At 58.9% G+C, this 19,115-nt stretch carries 17 protein-coding genes and 1 rRNA gene; 8 read left to right on the top strand and 10 right to left on the bottom strand.

All coding sequences use genetic code 11. From position 1 onward, the window contains the following. The first annotated feature begins 71 nt into the window (after nt 1-71). The 3 genes from FCN80_RS14350 (at nt 72) to mprA (ending at nt 1,762) form a co-directional block, all read left to right on the top strand. On the top strand, nt 72-815 hold the full coding sequence (locus FCN80_RS14350) for an AzlC family ABC transporter permease (protein ID WP_136990843.1): 744 nt from the start codon (nt 72-74) through the stop codon (nt 813-815). Further along, nucleotides 805-1,143, top strand: coding sequence for an L-valine transporter subunit YgaH (ygaH, locus tag FCN80_RS14345; protein ID WP_136990842.1), 339 nt, complete (start codon nt 805-807; stop codon nt 1,141-1,143). Before FCN80_RS14350 ends, ygaH begins: the two co-directional genes overlap by 11 nt. Nucleotides 1,144-1,243: 100 nt before the next feature. After that, nucleotides 1,244-1,762 carry a transcriptional repressor MprA gene (gene mprA, locus FCN80_RS14340; protein WP_136990841.1) on the top strand — a complete coding sequence of 173 codons (519 nt, stop codon included), beginning with the start codon at nt 1,244-1,246 and terminating at the stop codon, nt 1,760-1,762. A 33-nt stretch (nt 1,763-1,795) separates the two neighbouring features. Here mprA and FCN80_RS14335 read toward each other — a convergent pair whose 3' ends face one another. Continuing rightward, complete coding sequence (locus FCN80_RS14335) at nt 1,796-2,827, bottom strand: tRNA/rRNA methyltransferase (RefSeq protein WP_136990840.1); 1,032 nt, start codon at nt 2,825-2,827, stop codon at nt 1,796-1,798. Nucleotides 2,828-3,232: 405 nt separating this feature from the next. Here FCN80_RS14335 and trxC point away from each other — a divergent pair, with 405 nt between their 5' ends. The 4 genes from trxC to pssA all read left to right on the top strand — a co-directional run bounded on the left by trxC (nt 3,233) and on the right by pssA (nt 8,709). Beyond that, the gene (trxC, locus tag FCN80_RS14330; RefSeq protein ID WP_136990839.1) at nt 3,233-3,670 is read left to right on the top strand and encodes a thioredoxin TrxC; all 438 of its coding nucleotides are present in this window, start codon (nt 3,233-3,235) and stop codon (nt 3,668-3,670) included. Between the two features lie 131 nt (nt 3,671-3,801). Next, on the top strand, nt 3,802-4,473 hold the full coding sequence (locus tag FCN80_RS14325) for a tRNA-uridine aminocarboxypropyltransferase (protein WP_136990838.1): 672 nt from the start codon (nt 3,802-3,804) through the stop codon (nt 4,471-4,473). A 77-nt stretch (nt 4,474-4,550) separates the two neighbouring features. Then, the gene (locus FCN80_RS14320; protein WP_136990837.1) at nt 4,551-7,250 is read left to right on the top strand and encodes a bifunctional acetate--CoA ligase family protein/GNAT family N-acetyltransferase; all 2,700 of its coding nucleotides are present in this window, start codon (nt 4,551-4,553) and stop codon (nt 7,248-7,250) included. 103 nt (nt 7,251-7,353) lie between these two features. Beyond that, nucleotides 7,354-8,709, top strand: coding sequence for a CDP-diacylglycerol--serine O-phosphatidyltransferase (gene pssA, locus FCN80_RS14315; RefSeq protein WP_136990836.1), 1,356 nt, complete (start codon nt 7,354-7,356; stop codon nt 8,707-8,709). 49 nt (nt 8,710-8,758) lie between these two features. On the opposite strand, the gene FCN80_RS14310 is transcribed toward pssA, so the two are convergent. From FCN80_RS14310 to FCN80_RS14280, 8 genes are all read right to left on the bottom strand, one after another. Beyond that, nucleotides 8,759-9,832, bottom strand: coding sequence for an ABC transporter ATP-binding protein (locus tag FCN80_RS14310; protein ID WP_136990835.1), 1,074 nt, complete (start codon nt 9,830-9,832; stop codon nt 8,759-8,761). Further along, nucleotides 9,829-10,614: an ABC transporter permease gene (locus FCN80_RS14305; protein ID WP_136990834.1), complete on the bottom strand. Its 786-nt coding sequence runs from the start codon at nt 10,612-10,614 to the stop codon at nt 9,829-9,831. Before FCN80_RS14305 ends, FCN80_RS14310 begins: the two co-directional genes overlap by 4 nt. Next, nucleotides 10,611-11,501 carry an ABC transporter permease gene (locus FCN80_RS14300; RefSeq protein WP_136990833.1) on the bottom strand — a complete coding sequence of 297 codons (891 nt, stop codon included), beginning with the start codon at nt 11,499-11,501 and terminating at the stop codon, nt 10,611-10,613. Before FCN80_RS14300 ends, FCN80_RS14305 begins: the two co-directional genes overlap by 4 nt. A gap of 26 nt (nt 11,502-11,527) precedes the next feature. Further along, entirely contained in the window at nt 11,528-12,622 is a 1,095-nt protein-coding gene (locus FCN80_RS14295) for an ABC transporter substrate-binding protein (RefSeq protein ID WP_136990948.1), read from the bottom strand. Between the two features lie 67 nt (nt 12,623-12,689). After that, nucleotides 12,690-14,513, bottom strand: coding sequence for a hydantoinase B/oxoprolinase family protein (locus tag FCN80_RS14290; RefSeq protein WP_136990832.1), 1,824 nt, complete (start codon nt 14,511-14,513; stop codon nt 12,690-12,692). Continuing rightward, nucleotides 14,510-15,934, bottom strand: a complete 1,425-nt coding sequence (locus tag FCN80_RS14285) for a hydantoinase/oxoprolinase family protein (RefSeq protein ID WP_230492678.1) — start codon at nt 15,932-15,934, stop codon at nt 14,510-14,512. The genes FCN80_RS14290 and FCN80_RS14285 overlap by 4 nt, the downstream gene beginning before the upstream one ends. Continuing rightward, nucleotides 15,903-16,577, bottom strand: coding sequence for a hydantoinase/oxoprolinase N-terminal domain-containing protein (locus FCN80_RS26835; protein WP_230492677.1), 675 nt, complete (start codon nt 16,575-16,577; stop codon nt 15,903-15,905). Before FCN80_RS26835 ends, FCN80_RS14285 begins: the two co-directional genes overlap by 32 nt. A 13-nt stretch (nt 16,578-16,590) precedes the next feature. Beyond that, the gene (locus FCN80_RS14280; protein WP_136990831.1) at nt 16,591-17,877 is read right to left on the bottom strand and encodes an aminotransferase class III-fold pyridoxal phosphate-dependent enzyme; all 1,287 of its coding nucleotides are present in this window, start codon (nt 17,875-17,877) and stop codon (nt 16,591-16,593) included. A gap of 168 nt (nt 17,878-18,045) precedes the next feature. Here FCN80_RS14280 and FCN80_RS14275 point away from each other — a divergent pair, with 168 nt between their 5' ends. Then, a complete protein-coding gene (locus FCN80_RS14275) occupies nt 18,046-18,753 on the top strand; it encodes a GntR family transcriptional regulator (RefSeq protein ID WP_136990830.1) in 708 nt (235 codons plus the stop codon). A gap of 125 nt (nt 18,754-18,878) precedes the next feature. On the opposite strand, the gene rrf is transcribed toward FCN80_RS14275, so the two are convergent. Further along, nucleotides 18,879-18,994, bottom strand: a 5S ribosomal RNA gene (gene rrf, locus FCN80_RS14270). Nucleotides 18,995-19,115: the final 121 nt, after the last annotated feature.

The raw sequence follows: 19,115 nt of genomic DNA, 5'->3' as shown, positions 1-19,115 counted from the left end.
ATGGGCACAAACCAGGATGACGACCGCCGCGCGTTTTAACGGTTCGGCCGGCGGTCCGCCAGGGAGTCCCCATGGAAAACACGCAGTACGCTCCGCCGGCCCGTCCGGCCACTTTTTCTGAAGGTTTGCTCGACAGTTTGCCCATTGTGATCGGCTACCTACCGGCGGCTTTTGCTTTTGGAATGAATGCCGTGAAACTGGGGTTTACGCCGCTGGAAAGCATTTTTCTGTCGTGTGTGATCTACGCCGGCGCCAGCCAGTTCGTCATCACCGCCCTGCTTAGCGCCGGCATGTCGTTGTGGGTATCGGTATTTACCGTGATGGCCATGGATGTCCGGCACCTGTTGTACGGGCCGGCGCTGCGTCACCGTATCGCCGGCCGGTTGTCGGGACGCAAAACCGCAATCTGGGCATTTGGCCTGACCGACGAGGTGTTCACGGCGGCCATCGCCAAACTCATCAGGGACAACCGCCGCTGGTCGGAAAACTGGATGATCAGTGTCGCGGCCTGCGCCTGGGGGTCATGGGTGGCCGGCACCGTTCTGGGCGCATTGTCCGGTAATGGCCGGCTCAACGCCTATCCGGCGGTGGAAGCCGCCTTGACGTTTATGCTGCCGGCGCTGTTCCTCAGTTTCTTGCTGGCGGCGGTTGGGCGGCGTCAGAGTCTGGTGCTGGCGGCGGCGTTGCTCGGTTCCCTGGCGGGCATGTTGCTGGTCTCCATTCCGGCGGCCATCCTGGCGGGTATCGGCGCCGGTTGTCTGGCGGCCTTATTCGGTCCGGCGCCCAGTCCGGCGGGAGCGGGAAATGCATCATAAGGTCATCGCCGCCGGCCTGATCGTCGGCGCGGTCAATTATCTGTTCCGCTATATGCCGTTACGGTTGGGTCAAGGGTTCAGTAACAAAGAAAACCATGCCGGCCGCTGGGTCGGGCGCGTGCTGGACGGTATCGGCATCGCCTCCATCTGCGCGCTGCTGGTGGTCTCCGCCGTGCCGGAAATCACCCGCGATACCCATAGGCTAATCCCCACCCTGGTGGGGTTCGCCGTGCTGATTGCGGTTTTTCACAAGACGCGCAGTATTGTGCTTTCCACCTTGATCGGCGCGTTGGGATTCGGCGTGATGTATAAACTTCTGCTGTTCTGAACCGAATTCGGTTACGTGGCGTTATTTTAAGCATACAATCTATACATAAGTCATTACATTAGTTATTATATACATAGTAACTAATGAGGTTTTGATTATTATGGAAAATTCTTTCGCGCCCATAGAACACATGCTGGCCCTACGCGCCCAGCAACGGCCTGATTTCCCGTTTCAGGAAATTCTGCTGACCCGGTTGTGCATGCATATGCAGAGCAAATTACTGGAAAACCGCAACCGGATGCTAAAAGCCCAGGGCATCAATGAAACCCTGTTTATGGCATTGATTACCCTTGAATCCCAGGACAAACATTGTATCCAGCCCTCCGAGCTGAGCTCGGCGCTGGGTTCGTCCCGCACCAATGCCACACGCATTGCCGACGAGCTGGAAAAACGCGGCTGGATTGAACGCAAGGAAAGCGAAAACGATCGCCGTTGTCTGTACCTGCACCTGACCGACGCCGGGGAGGCTTTTCTCAATGGCTTATTGCCGCCACAGCACAACAGCCTGATATCGCTGTGGTCCACGCTGACCCGCGACGAAAAACAGCAGTTGGAAATCCTTACCCGCAAGCTTCTTCAAAAGCTGGACGAACTGCTGGCGGAAGAGACCGTCGCCTGATACCGGCGGGTTGAACCCGCCGGCCCCAGGGAGTCAGGGATTTTGCCGGCGCCACTCCGCCAGCAGAATCCCGGTCGCCACTGAAATATTCAGACCGCCGCCCTGGCCGGCGCCGCCGATGCTTGCCGCGGTGTCCGCCGTGTTTAACAGATCCTCCGGCGGCCAGCCGCCTTCTTCACCTATGATCAGCACCGTTTTGGCCGGCATACGCAACGACGCCAGCGGCGTTCCCCGCTGGGCGGAATGACCGATAACCGCATATCCCGCACGGCGAAAACGATCCAGGTCGGCGGCGAGATCATCGCTGTGTATGGCGCTGACCGATTCCGCTCCGCCTTCGGCGGTCCGCACGGCGGCGCCGGACTCCAGCGCGGCGCCGTCATCCGCCATCACGCCCTTAACGCCGAAATAAGCGCAACTGCGCAAAATGGCGCCGAGATTGTAGGGTTTTTTCACTTCCGCCAGTACCAGCACGCAGTCTTGGTCATCGGCTTGCCGTAAATAATGCTCGACGTCCAGGCCGGCGCGTTTTTTCACCAGAAAGCAAACGCCGCCATGATGTTCGGTGCCGGAAGCCTTGACCAGTTCGTCGCCGTCCACCACATGGTAAGCCTTGCGATTGGCGGCCATCCAGCGCAGCGCATCGCGAAAACGCGGCGTGACGGCTTGCAGGAACCAGGCTCTGACGATAGCGTCGGGACGATGGCGAAAGAGCGCCTGACAGGCATTTTCGCCATAAATTCGCGTCTCTTCCGCGCGCTGGCGGCGCAGTTGCTCCGGATCGATCAGGCTTTTACCGCTGATGCCGCCGTGATCCGGTACATCGGTCTGATCGGAATCCTGGTAGCGCGTTTTCCAAGGGGAATCCGGCGACGCAGACGGTCCCTCCCGCCGCGCGGGGCGGTCGCCGCGCTCGTGACGGTTCCGTCTTTCGCCGGCGCGCTCGGCACCGGCGCCGGTATTGCGGGACGACGTGCGCGTCGGTCGTTCGGGCGATTCCTGATCGTCTTTACGCACATACATGACGCGGACTTTATTGTTTTTACCTTTCAGCGAATCGTTCATGTGTTTCTCCACCCAATCATGGGCGCGAAGATTACCTGATATTGCCCCTATTGGCTACCGGAATGGGCCTTACCCGCCAGACTCCACGTTGCCTCTCTGCCGGTCGCGATGCGACTTGACATAGCCGGGGTCTAAGCCGACAGCTATCAAAACCATCGGGTAAATCATTTTGTCACCGACCCGGCCTTTCACCATACTTTATCCTGAACACATTGAGGAGCATCGCCGGTTTTATGACTGAGGCGAGCGAACGCGGCCAACAAAGAAGTATCTGGAAGTATGACGAGTATTCAAGCGGTTTCCACCTTTTATTGACAGACTTCGACGTCATACATGACTGTCGGACACGGCCCAAAACATTTACTGGACAAAGCGCGGCGGTTCCCCGCTCGGCGAGGTTAAATTATGAACACGGTATGTCCTTCCTGTCTGGCCACCAATCGGCTACCTGAAGATCGCGTCGGCGACGGCGCCAAATGCGGGCGTTGCGGCACGGCACTACTGGATGGCCGGATAACCCATGCCACCGGCCAGACGCTGGATACATTGTTACAGGACGATTTGCCGGTAGTGGTTGATTTCTGGGCGCCATGGTGCGGCCCCTGCGTCGGATTCGCGCCGATTTTCGAAACAGTGGCGGCGGAGCGTCGCGGAAAGGTCCGTTTTCTCAAGGTCAATACCGAGGCGGAACCGCAGTTGGCGATCCGGTTCGGTATTCGCAGTATTCCGACCATCATGGTCTTCCGTAACGGCCGGCAGATCGATGCACTGCACGGCGCCCTGCCCAAGGGGCCATTCGAAGAATGGCTCGATGAAAGCCTGTCGATACCCAGCGCCTCCTGACATCGCGCGCCCGGCGCCACATGGACCGCAGGCGGCCGCGCCCGGCGGCGCAACTCCGCCGGGCGTCGCGCCGCCGGAAATAAAGTGCTTTCCCCGCGCAGGTCCGGTAAACTTGCCGTTTTTGCACGCTTATGTCCTATAATGCCGTTTCGGCTTTGCGTCGATATCGCCTGGCGCAAGCCACACGTCCTTTTCGCGCCCGCGGCTGCCGGGTGTCACGCTGTGACGCCTGTCTGCTGCCCGAGTCCCTTTGCCTGTGTGATCACATCAAGCCCGAAACGGCCCGCAGCCGGTTCTGCCTGCTGATGTTTGATACCGAGCCCCTCAAGCCCAGCAATACCGGCCGCCTCATCGCCGATATCCTGCCGGACACCCAGGCGTTTCTCTGGTCGCGCGCCGCGCCGGCGGCGGCAATGCTGGCGGCCGTTAATGACGGCGGGCGCCAGCCTTACGTGGTATTCCCGGCCCGCCAGGCCGACGTGGACCGGACGGTGGTAAACCATATCGATCCCAACGGTAGGCCGCCGCTGTTTATCTTGCTGGACGGCACCTGGCCGGAGGCGGGAAAAATGTTTCGCAAAAGCCCTTATCTTTCGCCGTTTCCCGTGTTATCACTGGATTTGACCACGCGTTCGCGCTATCAATTACGCGAATCGCCCGAGCATGGGCGGCACTGTACCGCGGAGGTGGCGGCCGCTTTGTTGCGCCAAGCCGGCGACCAGACGGCGGCGGATGCCCTTTCCCGCCATTTCGCGCTTTTCCGCGCCCGTTATTTGGCGGGTAAATCCAACCACAACAGGTGATAAACTCTTCGCCCCATCACAACGCCACTTGCTTAAAATGCCTAGACTGGGATGATGGGTTTTAAGAAGGGGGATGCATGAGTCAAAAAGGACTGGAGGCGCTGCTTCGGCCGAAATCCATCGCCGTGCTGGGGGCGTCCGATACGCCGGGCCGGGCCGGCTACCTGATGATGCGCAACCTGCTGGCCGGCGGTTTTCGCGGTCCGGTACTGCCGGTCACGCCGAAGTATGCGGCGGTGTGCGGCGTACTCAGCTATCCCGAAGTCCAAAGCCTGCCCCTGGCGCCCGATCTGGCGGTGATCTGCACGCATGCCCGCCGTAATCCCGAGCTGCTTGAGCAACTCGGGCGCCGCGGCTGCAAGACCGTGGTTATCCTGTCTTCTCCGCCGACCCAGTTTGCCGAACTGAAAGCCTGCGCCCATCGGCACGGCATGCGCCTGCTGGGCCCTAACAGTCTTGGCGTGCTATCGCCGGCCCAGGGACTCAATGCCAGTTTTTCCCCGGTGCCGGTACCGATACGCTCAGGCCGGCTGGCCTTTATTTCTCAATCGGCCGCCGTGGCCAACACCATACTCGATTGGGCGCAGCAGCGCGCGATGGGCTTCTCTTATTTCGTCGCCCTGGGCGACAGCCTGGATATCGATGTGGACGATGTACTGGATTTTCTGGCCCGCGACAGCAGAACCAGCGCCATCCTGCTGCATCTGGAACATCTCAATGATGCGCGTCGCTTTCTGTCCGCCGCCCGCGGCGCGGCGCGCAACAAGCCTATTCTGGTCATCAAGAGCGGCCGGACGCCGCAGGCGCAGCATCTGCTTAATTATCCCCAGGGCCGGGATGCGGCCTATGATGCCGCCATTCAGCGCGCCGGCCTGTTGCGCGTCCGGGATACCCACGAACTGTTCTCGGCGGTGGAAACCCTGAGCCATATGCGGCCGCTGCGCGGCGAGCGCCTGATGATCGTGAGCAACGGCGTGGGGCCGGCGGCGTTGGCGTTGGACGAGTTGCTCAGCAGGCACGGCAGGTTGGCCACGCTGGGTTCGGCAAGCCGCCTGGCGTTGCAGGGCGTGCTGCCCGCGGAGATCAACGCCGCCAATCCACTGAATCTGGGCGACGACGCCGATCCGGCGCGCTACCGATCAGCCTTGTCGATATTGCTCGATAGTCGGGATTACGATGCGATCCTGATAATCCACGCGCCGAGCGCCGCCTCGCCCAGCAACGACGCCGCCCGACAGGTCATCGAGTTATTCCGGCAACATCCCCGTGGCCGACAAGTCACGGTGCTGACCAACTGGAGCGGGGAATTTTCCTCGCAGGAAGCCCGGCGGCAGTTCACCGAAGCGGGGTTACCCACCTACCGCACGGCGGAAGGTTCGGTTATCGCTTTTATGCATATGGCGGAGTACCGCCGCAACCAGAAACAATTGCTGGAAACGCCGGCGCAACCCACCGGATTGGCGGCGGATACCGCGCTGGCGCATCAACTGATCCGCCGGGCGCTGGAACAGGGCCTGTATCATCTGGCCACCCACGAAATTCGTCCCATCGTCGAGGCCTATGGCCTTGCCACGCTGCCTACCTGGATTGCCGGCAACAGTGCCGAGGCGGTGAAAATCGCCGATGAAATCGGTTACCCGGTCGCATTGAAACTGCGCTCGCCGGATATCGCCCATAAATCCGATGTGCAGGGCGTCATGCTCTCGCTACGCAACGCCCGCGAGGTGGCGCAGGCGGCCGACGCCATGGTCGAACGGGTGGCGCACACCTATCCGCGGGCCCGTATTGAAGGCATGCTGGTACAAAGCATGGCCAATCGGGCCGGCACGCAGGAATTGCGAATCCGGGTTGAACAGGATCCGGTGTTCGGCCCCGTGATTTTGATGGGGGAAAGCGAAAGCGACTGGCGGCAAGCCGATCAGACGGCGGTGGCCCTGCCGCCGCTCAATATGGCGCTGGCGCACAATATGGTGCTACAGGGTCTGAAAAAAGGCGCCATTCGCGATCATCGACCGCTCTATCCCCTGGACGTGGCGGCCTTAAGCCAGTTACTGGTGAAAATCTCCACGTTGTTATTGGATTGCCCTGAAATTGAGCAACTGGATATCCATCCGTTGCTGGCCTGCGGCAGCGACATGACTTTGTTGGATATCAGTCTGACCCTGGCGGAGTGTCGGGGCGATCCGGAGGCCCGGCTGGCGATCCGGCCCTATCCTCAGCGGCTGGAGACCACGGTGATTCTGCGAAACGGCGAATCCTGCCTGTTCAGGCCCATACTGCCGGAGGATGAACCGCTGTTAAAGCAATTCATCGGCCGGGTGACGCCGGAGGATCTCTATTATCGCTATTTCAGCGAAATTGCCGAATTTACCCATGAAGATTTGGCTTATATGACGCAAATCGACTACGATCGTGAAATGGCTTTCGTGGCCGTGAAGCAGAAAAAACGGGTTTCGGAAATTCTCGGCGTGACCCGTGTTATCGCCGACCCGGATAATACCGACGGCGAATTCGCGGTACTTGTCCGGTCTGATTTGAAAAAACTGGGGTTAGGACGGCTGCTGCTGGAAAAAATGATAGGCTACGCCCGCGGGCACGGCTTGCAGCGATTGACCGCCATCACCATGCCGAGTAACCAGGGAATGATAACCCTGGCGAAAAAACTGGGGTTTACCGTTAAGTTACAGTTGGAAGACGGCATCGCGGCCCTGTCGCTGGAGTTGAAAGACGCCCCAGCGAAAGTGGCGTCTGGTTTTGCGCAGCCCGAGGCGAAATAGCGTCACAACGGCCTAAAGTAGTGTTATCATGGCCGATTACGCCTATTTATGTTCCGCATATGGTCGTTCCACCATACAATGACAAGAGAAGAAGCGCACTGTGATGTTGTCCAACTATAGACGTGCCAAACACCAACAACACCTTGCACAACTGCCCAAAATTCCCCAGACGGTTGAAGATGTAAAAACATTAACCAGCCCCACTGCATTTTGCACCGCTTTATTAGACGCAATCGAAAATGCCCGGCAACGTATTTACCTGGTGGCGCTCTACCTCGAGCAGGATGCCGGCGGCGAGGCGATTCTTTCCGCGTTGTACCGGGCGCGCGAACGCCGCCCCGAACTGGATATCGCGGTGCTGGTGGATTGGCACCGGGCGCAGCGCGGGCGGATCGGCGCCGCCGCGTCCCTCACCAATGCTGACTGGTATTGCCGCATGGCGCAGGAACGACCGGATATTTCCGTCCCGGTGTACGGCGTACCGGTAAATACCCGCGAAGCGCTGGGCGTGTTGCACCTGAAAGGCTTCATTATCGACGATACGGTTATTTATAGCGGCGCCAGCCTCAACGATGTTTATCTGCACCACGGGGACAAGTATCGCTATGATCGCTACCAGATCATTCGCAACCCGACCTTGGCCGATTGCATGCTGGATTACATCAAGAACCGGCTGCTGACCGCCACGGCCGTCAACCGCCTCGATACGCCGAGCCGGCCAAAAAGCATTGAAATACGTAATGAAACCAGAATGTTCCGCCAGTCTCTGCGCGAGGCGGGCTATGCCTGCGGCGCTGCCGTCGCCGATCGGCAATTGACCGTTACGCCGCTGGTGGGACTGGGCAAACGCAGCCCGCTCAACAGAATCATTCACCACTTGATGGCCTGCACCAATCAGAAAATCGTGATGTGCACGCCGTATTTTAATCTGCCCGCGCTGCTGGTGCGCAATGTGATTTCCCTGTTGCGGCAAAACCGCCAAGTGGAAATCATTGTCGGCGATAAGACCGCCAATGATTTTTATATCCCGCAGGATCAACCGTTTAAGATCATCGGCGCATTACCGTATTTGTACGAAATCAATCTGCGGCGGTTTCTGGCGCGATTGCAGCGCTACGTGGACAGGGGCCAATTGGTGGTGCGTTTATGGCAGGACGGCGATAACAGTTACCATTTGAAGGGCATCTGGGTGGACAACGAATGGCAACTGCTGACCGGCAATAATCTTAATCCGCGCGCCTGGCGGCTGGATCTGGAAAACGCGCTGCTCATCCACGATCCCGAGCATGCCCTTCAAGAACAGCGGGAATGTGAGCTACAAAAAATCCGCACCCATACCCGGGTCATCAAGCATTTCACCGAACTGGAGCGGATCGGTGATTACCCGATCAAAGTCCGTAAATTAATCCGCCGTCTGCGCCGCATCCGTATCGACCGTTTGATAAGCCGGATATTGTAGCCTCGTCCGCTCGGATTAACGGTTCACCGTCGCGAATCAACGTCAAATCTCAGGGTTGGGGAATGCGCCAGAAATGCTCTGGCGCGACCCGGCAATCAACATGGTCGCCGGCGGAAAAAGGGGAAATGCCGTAATGCGCGGCTTCCAGCCGCGCGCCTCCCGATAATTCAATATCAAGGGTAGTCTGCGCGCCGAACGAGCGCGCCGACCTGACGCATGCGCCGCGCCAGGTGGCGTCGGCAAGTTTGCCCGGCGAGGCCACTTCCACATGCTGGGGACGTACCAGATAGGTCTGCTCCCCCCCGCCGTCGCTGACACTATCCGCAAGCGCCGCCGATGTGGCGCCCATCACGCCGCTTTGTGGCGCGACCTGTCCGGTAAGCAACGTTCCCTGACCGAGAAATGTCGCCACAAATGCCGTTTCAGGGCAGCGATAAAGTGTATCGGGCGTATCGCACTGCTCAAGCCGGCCGTCGCGCATAATGGCAATCCGATCCGCCATGGCGAAAGCTTCGTCCTGATCATGGGTAACGATAAGGGTCGTCATGTGCAATCGGCGCAGCAGTTCGGCCAGCTCGCGCTGCAAACGCCCGCGTATCTGGCGATCCAGTGCGCCCATCGGTTCGTCGAGCAACAACACATTGGGTTTTACCGCCAGCGCCCGGGCGGTGGCGATGCGTTGGCGCTGGCCGCCCGACAATTGCTGTATGCGCCGGCCGCCGTAATCTTCAAGCCCAACCAGAGCGAGCAGGCGCTCAACCTCTTGCGCCACTTGCGCTTTGGGTAATCCGCGGATACGTAAACCAAATCCCACGTTATCACGCACGTTCAAGTGCGGAAACAGCGCGTAATCCTGGAATACCGTTGCCGTATCGATGCGATCCGGCGGCAGTCCCAGAATCGATCTGCCGCCAAGGGTGATATCGCCCTGTTCGGGCGCCAGCCTACCGCCCACCATGTTAAGCAGCGTCGTCTTGCCGGACCCGGAAGGGCCGAGAATTGCCAGAATCTCTCCCGGCTGAACGCGTAGGGTGACATTATCAATAACCTTGTGATGTCCGAAGCGGTGCGTGACGGCGAGTATCTCCAACTCACCGCCTATCATGGGGCCTGAAATTCTCATTTATCACCTTTCAAAAGCCGGATTGCCATCGGCGTCAGTAGGACCGCCACAACCAACACCAGTACAATGGATAGGGTCGAATACGCCAGCACCGTGGGAGGCAGGCCGTTACGCTGCAACGAATAAAACAGCATGGGCAGGGTGTTAAAACCTCGGCCGTTGAAAAACGCGATCGCCCATTCGTTGAAAGACATCAGAAACGCCAGCAGCGCCCCGGCACGCATCGCCGGCCACAAAATGGGCAATGTCACCAGGCGGAAGGATTGTGCCGCCGTGGCGCCAAGATCGCGCGCCGCCGCGTCCAGCCCCGTGTCATAGCGGATCAGTTGCGCGGTTACCATCAAAGTGACAAAAGGCGTCGTATACACCGTGTGGCCCAGCATAACGGCGATATAGCCAAGGGGCAGCCGGAGCGCGACAAAGCTTGATTGCAACCCCGCCGCCAATACCAGAACGGGGACCACCAACGGGAGAAAACCCAGGCTGGCCAAAGCCCGTTTCCCGACAATCCTGGCCCGCACGATAAAGAAGGCGAACAGTGTTCCAAACGTCCCGGCGGCCGCCATCGCCATCATTGCGATAAACAGGCTGCTTAATAGCGACTGGCCGATACTGGTATCGGACAGTAACTGCTCATACCATTTCAGGGTCAGGCCGCGCATGGGAAAGGCATAATAACGGGAAATGTTGAAGCTAAAGGCCATCATGGTCACGATGGGCGCCAAAAGAAACAGCATGACCGCCCCGGCTATCATGGCGAGCCAGTATTGCGATACCTTCATCGGCCAGGCCTCCCATCGTGGCCAAGCGATATGCCCAGCGTACCGCAAAGCCACGCGCCAAAAGCCATCACCAGCGAAATTACCGCGACGGACAGTGCGCCTACCAGGATCAGGATAACGGTCAGGGCGCTGCCCATCGGCCAGTTCAATGCATGGAAAAACTGGTCGCGGATATCGGTGGCCATCAGACGTCCCGTGGTCCCGCCGAGTATTTCCGGCTCAAGAACCGTGGAAAGCGTCGGCACAAAAACCAAGATGCCGCCGCTCCAAAGGCCTGGCGCGGAAAGGGGAATAATGATGCGCCAGAACGTTGTCGCCGCGTTGGCGCCGAGATCCCGGGCAGCCAGAATAATGCCGGGATCAATGGCTTTCATGGCCAGAAACAAGGTGAAAAGCATAAAGGGAAAGGCGTTATAGGTCATGGACAGCTTGACCGCCAACGGGCCATATAGCAACGACATCACTGGCGTATCAATGAGATGCAGGGACATCATCACTTCGTTCAATAGGCCGTTTCGCCCGAGGATTCCTCGCCATGACACCGTTCGGACCAGGCTGCCCACCAGGAATGTCGCCGAGACCAACGTCAGATACACTGCCTGAAACCGCGCCGAACGCACCACGATGGCAAGAAAGTAGGCCGTGGGGATCGCCAGCATGGCCGACATGCCGACCACCTCGCATGCCGTGGCGATGGTGCGGACCAAGACCTCAGGACGGGTTGAGCCCGCCGAGAAAATCAACCGGTAATTGGTCAATGAGGGGAAAGGCGCGTTGTGTCCCGTCAGCGAAAAGTAAATCAACCCCACTATGGGCAGTATGAAAAACGCCAGCAAGACGACGGTCCAAGGACCGCCGGTCAAAGCCGAGTAACGCAGGTCACGCATGGCAATATCTTCCCGATGTGCGTTGTTCAGGCATTGAGTACCTTGTCCCAGGCGGCCTGATAAGCGGCTGGTCTTGTCGGCGATGTCCACCAAACGGCTTTCGCGAGAAAGTCATCCACCTTGTCGAGTCCCAGCGCAGAGCGCGTCGCGGACGTCATTGCCTTGATGGCCGCCGTTGAAGTCGTTGCATAGCCTATCTGCTCGCCCATCAGCCGCCCATAAGTATCGCCGATCAGATAGTCCAGGAAGGCATAAGTGTCCTCCAGGGCCGCGCCGCTGGCCTCGGTAGTAACGAATGCGGCGTCATACCAGGCCAACTCTCCTTGTTTGGGATGCGACCACTGCACATCGATACCGTCTTTTCGTAAATCCAGCAGCATTTTCCATCCCCAGCATAGCGTCACTTCCCCCGTTGCCATCAGGTTTTTCAAATCGCCGATATCATTCCAATAAGTCCGCACCAAAGGCTTTTGCGCTATCAGCGCCTTGGTGACTTCATCCAGTTCTTTTTGGTCCATAGCGAAGGGCTTCTTGATGCCCAAATACAATGCCGTGGCCACGAGACTCTCGAACAAGCCGTTCGGCATGGCGATTTGCCCGGCATATTTCTTATTGAAAAGCGCGCCGATATCGTCGATTTCAACACCGAGCGCCTGACGATTATAGACCACGGAATCGGTACCCCAGGCGTAGGGAATACCATATTGCTTACCATTGAAAGCCAGCCCGCCCGCCGACTGGAACTGTGGCAACAGCGCTTGCCAGTTTTTCAGTTTCGCGAGATCGACCGGACGAAGAATACCGGCGTCATAGGTTATCTGCGAATGGTAGGAGCCGTCTGTCAGAACATCTATCCCCGCTCCGCCGGACTTGATTTTAGCGATAAGTTCCGAGGGGTCGGCAAAGAACTGGGTGCCCACCGTCGTAGCGGTTTTTTGGGTAAACGGCGCCAGCAACTCGGGTTTGGCATAATCCGCGTTGGTGCCCCACACGATTTTTTTGTCTTGCGCCATCGCGCCGCGCGGCAGCATGCCTAACATTGCGGCGGCAGTGCCGACCCCCACGCCTTTGAGCAAAGTCCGGCGGGACACGCCGTGTTTATTTACCTCTTCGAATGCCATAATAAGCCCTACCTCTACGTTGGTTTTATGGTGACACCCGCCAACGATGCCGACGGGTCCGGATAAATCAGACCTGAAGCGATGTCAAAGACGTGTGTAATTCGGCGCGCCGCGCGAGGGTCCGCTCGACATCAACGGCCAACGTTTCATCCGCGGCGTCGCCGGTGAGAATAACGCCGTAAATGTCGCGAGCCCGTTCTATCGTTTCCCAGCGTTGGGCCACATCATGCAAAACCCGCGCGGGATCGCGCGTCAGCGGGTTACCGTAGCCACCGCCCGAACAATCGAACCCTTCGATTATTTCGCCGGGACGAATAACGATATCCACGGAATTCGGCAGTTTCTCGCGCCGGCCGTCCACCGTAATTAACCAACCGGAGGCGCAGGAGCCGTCGGCGCCGCCACGCACCCCTCGACCGGGGGAGATCTGTCCGTCGCAGGGGTAGATCACCCGCATCTCGCCCCGCAACACCGAATAGGCCACATTACCGCCCGGGGAACCGCGAAATTTTCCCGCGCCGCCTGATCCCGGCATCAGTCGCAGACGTTCAAACTTGATGGGGTGCTTCATTTCGTTGATTTCCACCGAGTCCCGGTAGGTCAAACCGCCGCCGTCGGGCAATTCATATGTCACCCATCCGTCGGCGTGGGCGCTGGCCGGGCCGCCGTTATTGGCAATGATCAACTGATTGACGTATCCCTCGCCGTTGCGCGGATCCGTCCCCGAGATCACCGCCATGCCGACCCCCATGCCAATACCGCCCTCCGCGACGCCCAGGCCTTCCCCCAGCTCCGCCATGGCCGAGCCCAGCAGGTTCACCAGACGATCCGAGATATTGGTCGTCGCCACAGAACAACTGAAAGGGTGCCGGGGACGACCTATCACTTTCCCTTCGTCAAGCAGCAATTTGACGCAGCGGAACGTCCCGGCGTTTTTGGGAATATCCGCCGGAAGCGAGTTGAAGATACCGGTCAACGCGGCCGAGATGGAACAGGCTTCGCTGAGATTCAAACCGCAGGCCACATTCGGCACGTTATCGCGCAAATCGACGGTAATAAGCGGTTGCGCCGGGTCGACGCTCAACGTGGCCCGCACAGGGATCCCCTCGGGGATCACATCGGCGATGGGGTCATGACGGCTCTCGCGTCGCAGGGTTGCCTTGGGCAGCCGACGTATCGCCTGCGCCATACGCTGTTCCGAATAATCAAGCCAATCGCCTATGAAGCGGCGAATGACGTTTTTGCCATATTTCACGCAGAGCGCCTTTAAGCGCCGTTCGGCGATGCGCGCCGCGCCCAGTCCCGCCAGGAAATCCCCATACCATTGCCCGGGCACTCGGATACGCGAGCGGCACATCCGCACAATATCGTCAATCATTTGGTAGTCGCGCTGAATCTGCACCGCCGGGAAAATCAAAGCGCCTTCTTCGTAGATATCCCGGGCGGAAACGTGATAGGTCGTCGGCCGGGAATTGCCGATATCCGCCTGATGCGCCTTGGCAACGGCGGTGAACAGATGTTCGCCATCAATGAATACCGGCACCATAAAAGTGTGATCCGCCGGATGTGTGTTGCCCGTGTAAGGATCGTTATGCAAAAAAGCGTCGCCTTCACGTAACGCCGGATGCATTTCGCACAGGGTGCGCGTTTGCAGGTTGGCGCCGAAGCTATGGATCGGCAGTCCGTCCGCGCACGCCAGCAACTGATTATCCGCGGTGCAGATACCGCAGCTAAAGTCCCGCGCGCTGTTAATCACCGCCGAACGCGCCGCGCGCAACAACGTATTGGTCATTTCGCGCACGATACCGTCGATACGGTTGGCAATGATGGCGGTCAACACCGGATCTCTTTCAGCGCCCCGATCGTCGGCGCGCACGGTGGTATGGGTCATGCCTCGGTCCTCGTATCCAGTAGGTAATTACCGTACCCGCTCAGGGTAACCCGCATACCGGGATAGACGACCAGCGTGGTGGTGGGCTCTTCTATCACGGCGGGTCCGGGAATGGTGTGCCCCGCCGCCAGGTCCGATGCCAGATAAACAGGCGTTGCGGCCTCTACGCCTTCAGCGAAGAAACAGCGCCGGTGGGTATGGGGCCGGGTCTGCCCCTGTGCCGCCGCGCGCCGCGCATGAGGCGGACTCGGTACCTCGACGGTCAGCCGCGTTTTCCATGTCAGGAACTCAATGGCGCTGTGTGGATCGCTAATGGCGAAGATGCGTTCATGGGCATGATGAAACGCGTCAAACAACGCGGACTGTCCCGCCGCCGTGGCGAGATCCCCCTCGGGCACGGCGACATCGATAAGCCAGACCTGGCCCGCGTAACGCGCTTCAACCACATGACCGATATGTGATGCGGCGTGGCCGGCCATGGCCGGTTCCGTCATAAACGCCTGATGGCGCAATACGTGATCATCAAGCACGGCCGTTATGCCGGCCGCATCGAACGCTGTCGATAATGTGTAATGACTGGCGGTTTCCTCACGGACCACATCGGCGAACTGCATGCCCGATGCCGACAACGCCGACGCGGCGCACGGCAACAAGACCCTTTCACAGCCAAGTTCTTGCGCGATGGGCATGATATTCAGACCCGCCGCCCCGCCTCCCGCCACGATGGCGCTCTCCCGGGGATTAAGCCCTTCGGTGGTGGTGATTTCATGAATCGCTTTAATCATCAGCTCACTGGCGATAGCGACGATATCGTAAGCGGTCTGTTCGATGCCCCGACCCAATTGTTCGGCAAGGGTTGCAATGGACTTCCGCGCCGCCGCGACATCCAGCCGCATCCGACCTCCCAGGAAGGCGTCGGCGTTGAAGTATCCCAGCACACAGGCCGCATCCGATACCGTAGGCAGGCATCCTCCCCTGCCGTAACAGGCGGGACCGGGCTCCGAGCCGGCGCTTTGCGGACCGACGCGCAACAACCCGCCATCGTCAATCCAGGCAATAGACCCGCCGCCCGCGCCGATGGAGCGAATATCTACCGATGATATCCCCAGCAAATGACCGCGCCATTGTTCGCCGATCCAGGTATCGCGGGAATAGGTTAATTGACCATCGCGGACCAGGCCGACATCGAATGTGGTTCCGCCGGTATCGCAAACAATCACGTTACCGCCCAGTTGTTCCGCCAGGGAGAACGCCGCCGCCGCGATAGGCGCCATCGCAGGACCGGATCCCACAGTGTAGATGGGACGCTCATTCAATGCCCCGATCCCCATCAGGCCGCCCATAATGGTGGACATCATCAACTCTCCCTGGAAACCTTCGGCCCGCAGGTCACGCTCCAGGTCCCGTAGATGCGCCTGCATTAGCGGCTTGAGGGAGGCACGCCGAGGCCCGCCGGTATTCCCGGATAATAGGCAGGAGGGTGGAAGACAAGGTGTAAGACATGCCCGGCAGGATTTCCTCTACCAGTTCACCGATTCGCCGCTCATGAACCGGATTTGACACCGACCAAAGCAGGCAAACCGCGATAGCCTCATACTCCGCTTCACCAAGTTTGCGCAACACATCCCGTACCGCGTCTTCGTCCAGGGGATGGGCTATCGTCCCGTCCGCCAGGATCCGTTCCGGTACTTCGAATGTCCGGTTGCGAGGAATATAGGGTTGCGGGTAGTCGCGGGAAAAATCATGGGCGTTAGCCCGCCCGCCTTCCCGTAACACCAGGATATCGGGAAAACCTTCGGTTAAAAGCAAGGCCGTTTTTGCGGTATTGCCGGTGACTATTGCATTGGTTGAACGTGTTGTTCCGTATGTCAAGAGACGGCTGCCGGCCAAGAGGTTTCCGAGGTCGGTCCGCAATGCCTGGGCCGCGACGCCGAGCGCATCCCGCATGCCGGACCAGACCCGATCATGCGTGGTTAATGCTTTGCCTATGACGGATCGCCCCGCGCTGTCGCTGACGACCACATCCGTAAAGGTCCCGCCGGTATCAACGGAAATGCGATACATCTGTTCTCCTCCCTTAACGAAGGGCTTCAAGCCCATAGTCGAGCGCATCCAGTAGCCGCTCAAGCTCGGTATCCGACATGGTGAGCGCCGGCGCCAAAAACAGCGAATCGTGTTCGCCGGAAGTGCCAATCAGCGCGCCCGCCTCGATTGCACGGTCGGAAACGAGGCTGGCCGGCGGCGTTTCCGACGTATCGGCCCGCCAGTCGCGCCAGTCGCCACCCTTAAGTTCGACGGTCCAATGTATGCCGCGTCCGTCGATCCGCGCGACGATGTCATGCTTGCGCGCAATTGCGGCGAGACGGGTTTGGATGATTTTTTCCATATCACGAACCCGGTCCAAAAGCCCGTCCCGTTCAACCACGCGCAAATAAGTACGAGTCGCGGCGATCATGAGAGGATGACCGCGAAACGTCGAATAATTTTGCCAGCTCCCTTTACTGATGCGCTCCACTATGGCCTTTGATAGCACGACCGCGCCACAGGGCGCGGCGCCGCCGGCCAACGATTTCCCGAGCGTCACCATGTCAGGACGGGTCGTGCCGTGATCGAAGGCGAACCAGTGTCCACTACGGCCAAGCCCCGTTACCACTTCATCGGCAATCCATAAGGCGCCCGCCTTGCGGGCGGCCTGGGCGGCCCGATCCTGATAGGCGGGATCGTGGTAAATACCGCCTTGCGAATAATCGATAATCATCGCCGCACAGTCGGACAGTTGGGCTTCCGCCTCTTCCAGCGATTCCCGCGAACGCAGATAATGGATACGTCCGCTGTTTCGCGTCGAATAGGGCGCGGGCAACTCCGTCGTCTTTGTCAGGACGGGGACTGGGCTTACTCCGCCCCCATACCAGGAAATCCCCCCATGCCATTGCGGTTGTGTCGTCGCCGCTCGCGAAAGCCCCGCAAGACCGTGATAAGCCCGCTCACGCGTCGCGATGCGCGTGCGCCCCGTGAGCGCCTGCGCCAGCGACAACGCGGCGTCATTGGCCTCCGAACCCGACAAAAAAAAGCGCACCGCGCCTATCCAATCCGTTTCCCGAGCGAAAGCGGTTTTGATGAGCTCTTCCGCCGCCGCTTCCCGTTCGGCCCAAAACCAGCCTTCGCTTACCACGGGAGCACGGGTAATCGCGTCTTGCATCGCGGTAATGATGTCCGGATGGCGGTGCCCCAACGGGCCGCCGGTGCAACTTCCATCAATTAACTTTCGCCCGTCGGACATGACAAAGTAAACGCCCTCGCCGTCGATTATCCGTGGAGCATCCTGGATACCGGTATTCAATCCGGTCTTAAGAAGCCTGTCCATAAACATACCCTGTTTTGATCATAGGCTTTACCGTAGCACACACCCTGTCATCTGTCGACAGATGACAGATTACAGTAAACAATATTCAACTATCTCTTGGTTATCGCCTTTAAACTAGTTAAACTCGGACTCAACAGGCTTATTCACGATAAATTATGTGGAGTTATCATGACCAATACGGATATTTCACCCCCGCCCCTTTCGGCTGCCCGTTTGGCGGACCTGGCGCATGAACGCATACGCGCCATGATTTTGTCCGGCAAAATAGGCATGGGGGAAAGATTGGTCGAGGCGCAATTGGCGCGTGATTTCGGTATCAGCCGGGCACCGGTGCGGGAAGCCATGCGCCGTTTAATTGAAGACGGGTTGGTTCAGGAACAACCGAGGATAGGCGCCACGGTGTGCGATTTGACCGGTGACGATATTGTGGACATTTATAATGTTCGCCTGCCTCTTGAAGCCTCGGCCATTGAGATAGCGACGCTTAATGGCATGGATGTCGCGCCTTTACGTCAGGCCATTGCCGATATGGCCGAGGCCGCGACTCACGAAAACCGTCTCGCCGTGACAGAGGCGGAGTTGTCCTTTCACGCCGCCATTTTTGACGCGACGCAAAACAAGGTCATGATCCATATTTTCAATATTCTGCGGGCAAGATTGACGTTGGCGATGCTTTTTGATAATTCGGCCTTCAGCACCCTGGATGACGTGGCGAACGAGCATCTGCCTTTGCTGGATATCGTACAACGCGGCGATGCCAAGGGAGCGTCCATCTGGATGCTTGGCCACATCGTTTCATCCGTGCGGCCGCTCATCGAAAAACTGGGTGGCAACGCGGACCGTCTCAGGATCCCCGCGTTTTTCAATGTTCCCTGATCATCCGTTAGGCGCAGCCAGGCGCCAGGCGCGCTCAATCCCCCTGGCGGCACAGGCCGCCGCCGGCCTTTATATGACGTAAAAAAAAAGCCCCCTGCTTACGCAGAGGGCTTTTCTGTTTGGATGCCTGGCAGTTCCCTACTCTCACATGGGGAGACCCCACACTACCATCGGCGCTACGGCGTTTCACTTCTGAGTTCGGCATGGGGTCAGGTGGGACCACCGCGCTACGGCCGCCAGGCAAATTCTGTTACCCGCCGTTACCCTCTCGGGCAACCACAGGTGTTTATCCGGAACAACGCTGATTTTCCCTTTCCCTTCTTCGGCACGCATCCCGCACGCCACTCTCGTCTCTCTCTCAG

The sequence above is a fragment of the Martelella alba genome, assembly GCF_005217455.1.
GTDB lineage: Bacteria > Pseudomonadota > Gammaproteobacteria > Enterobacterales > Enterobacteriaceae > Acerihabitans.
This window is presented reverse-complemented; position numbering and strand designations above follow the sequence as displayed.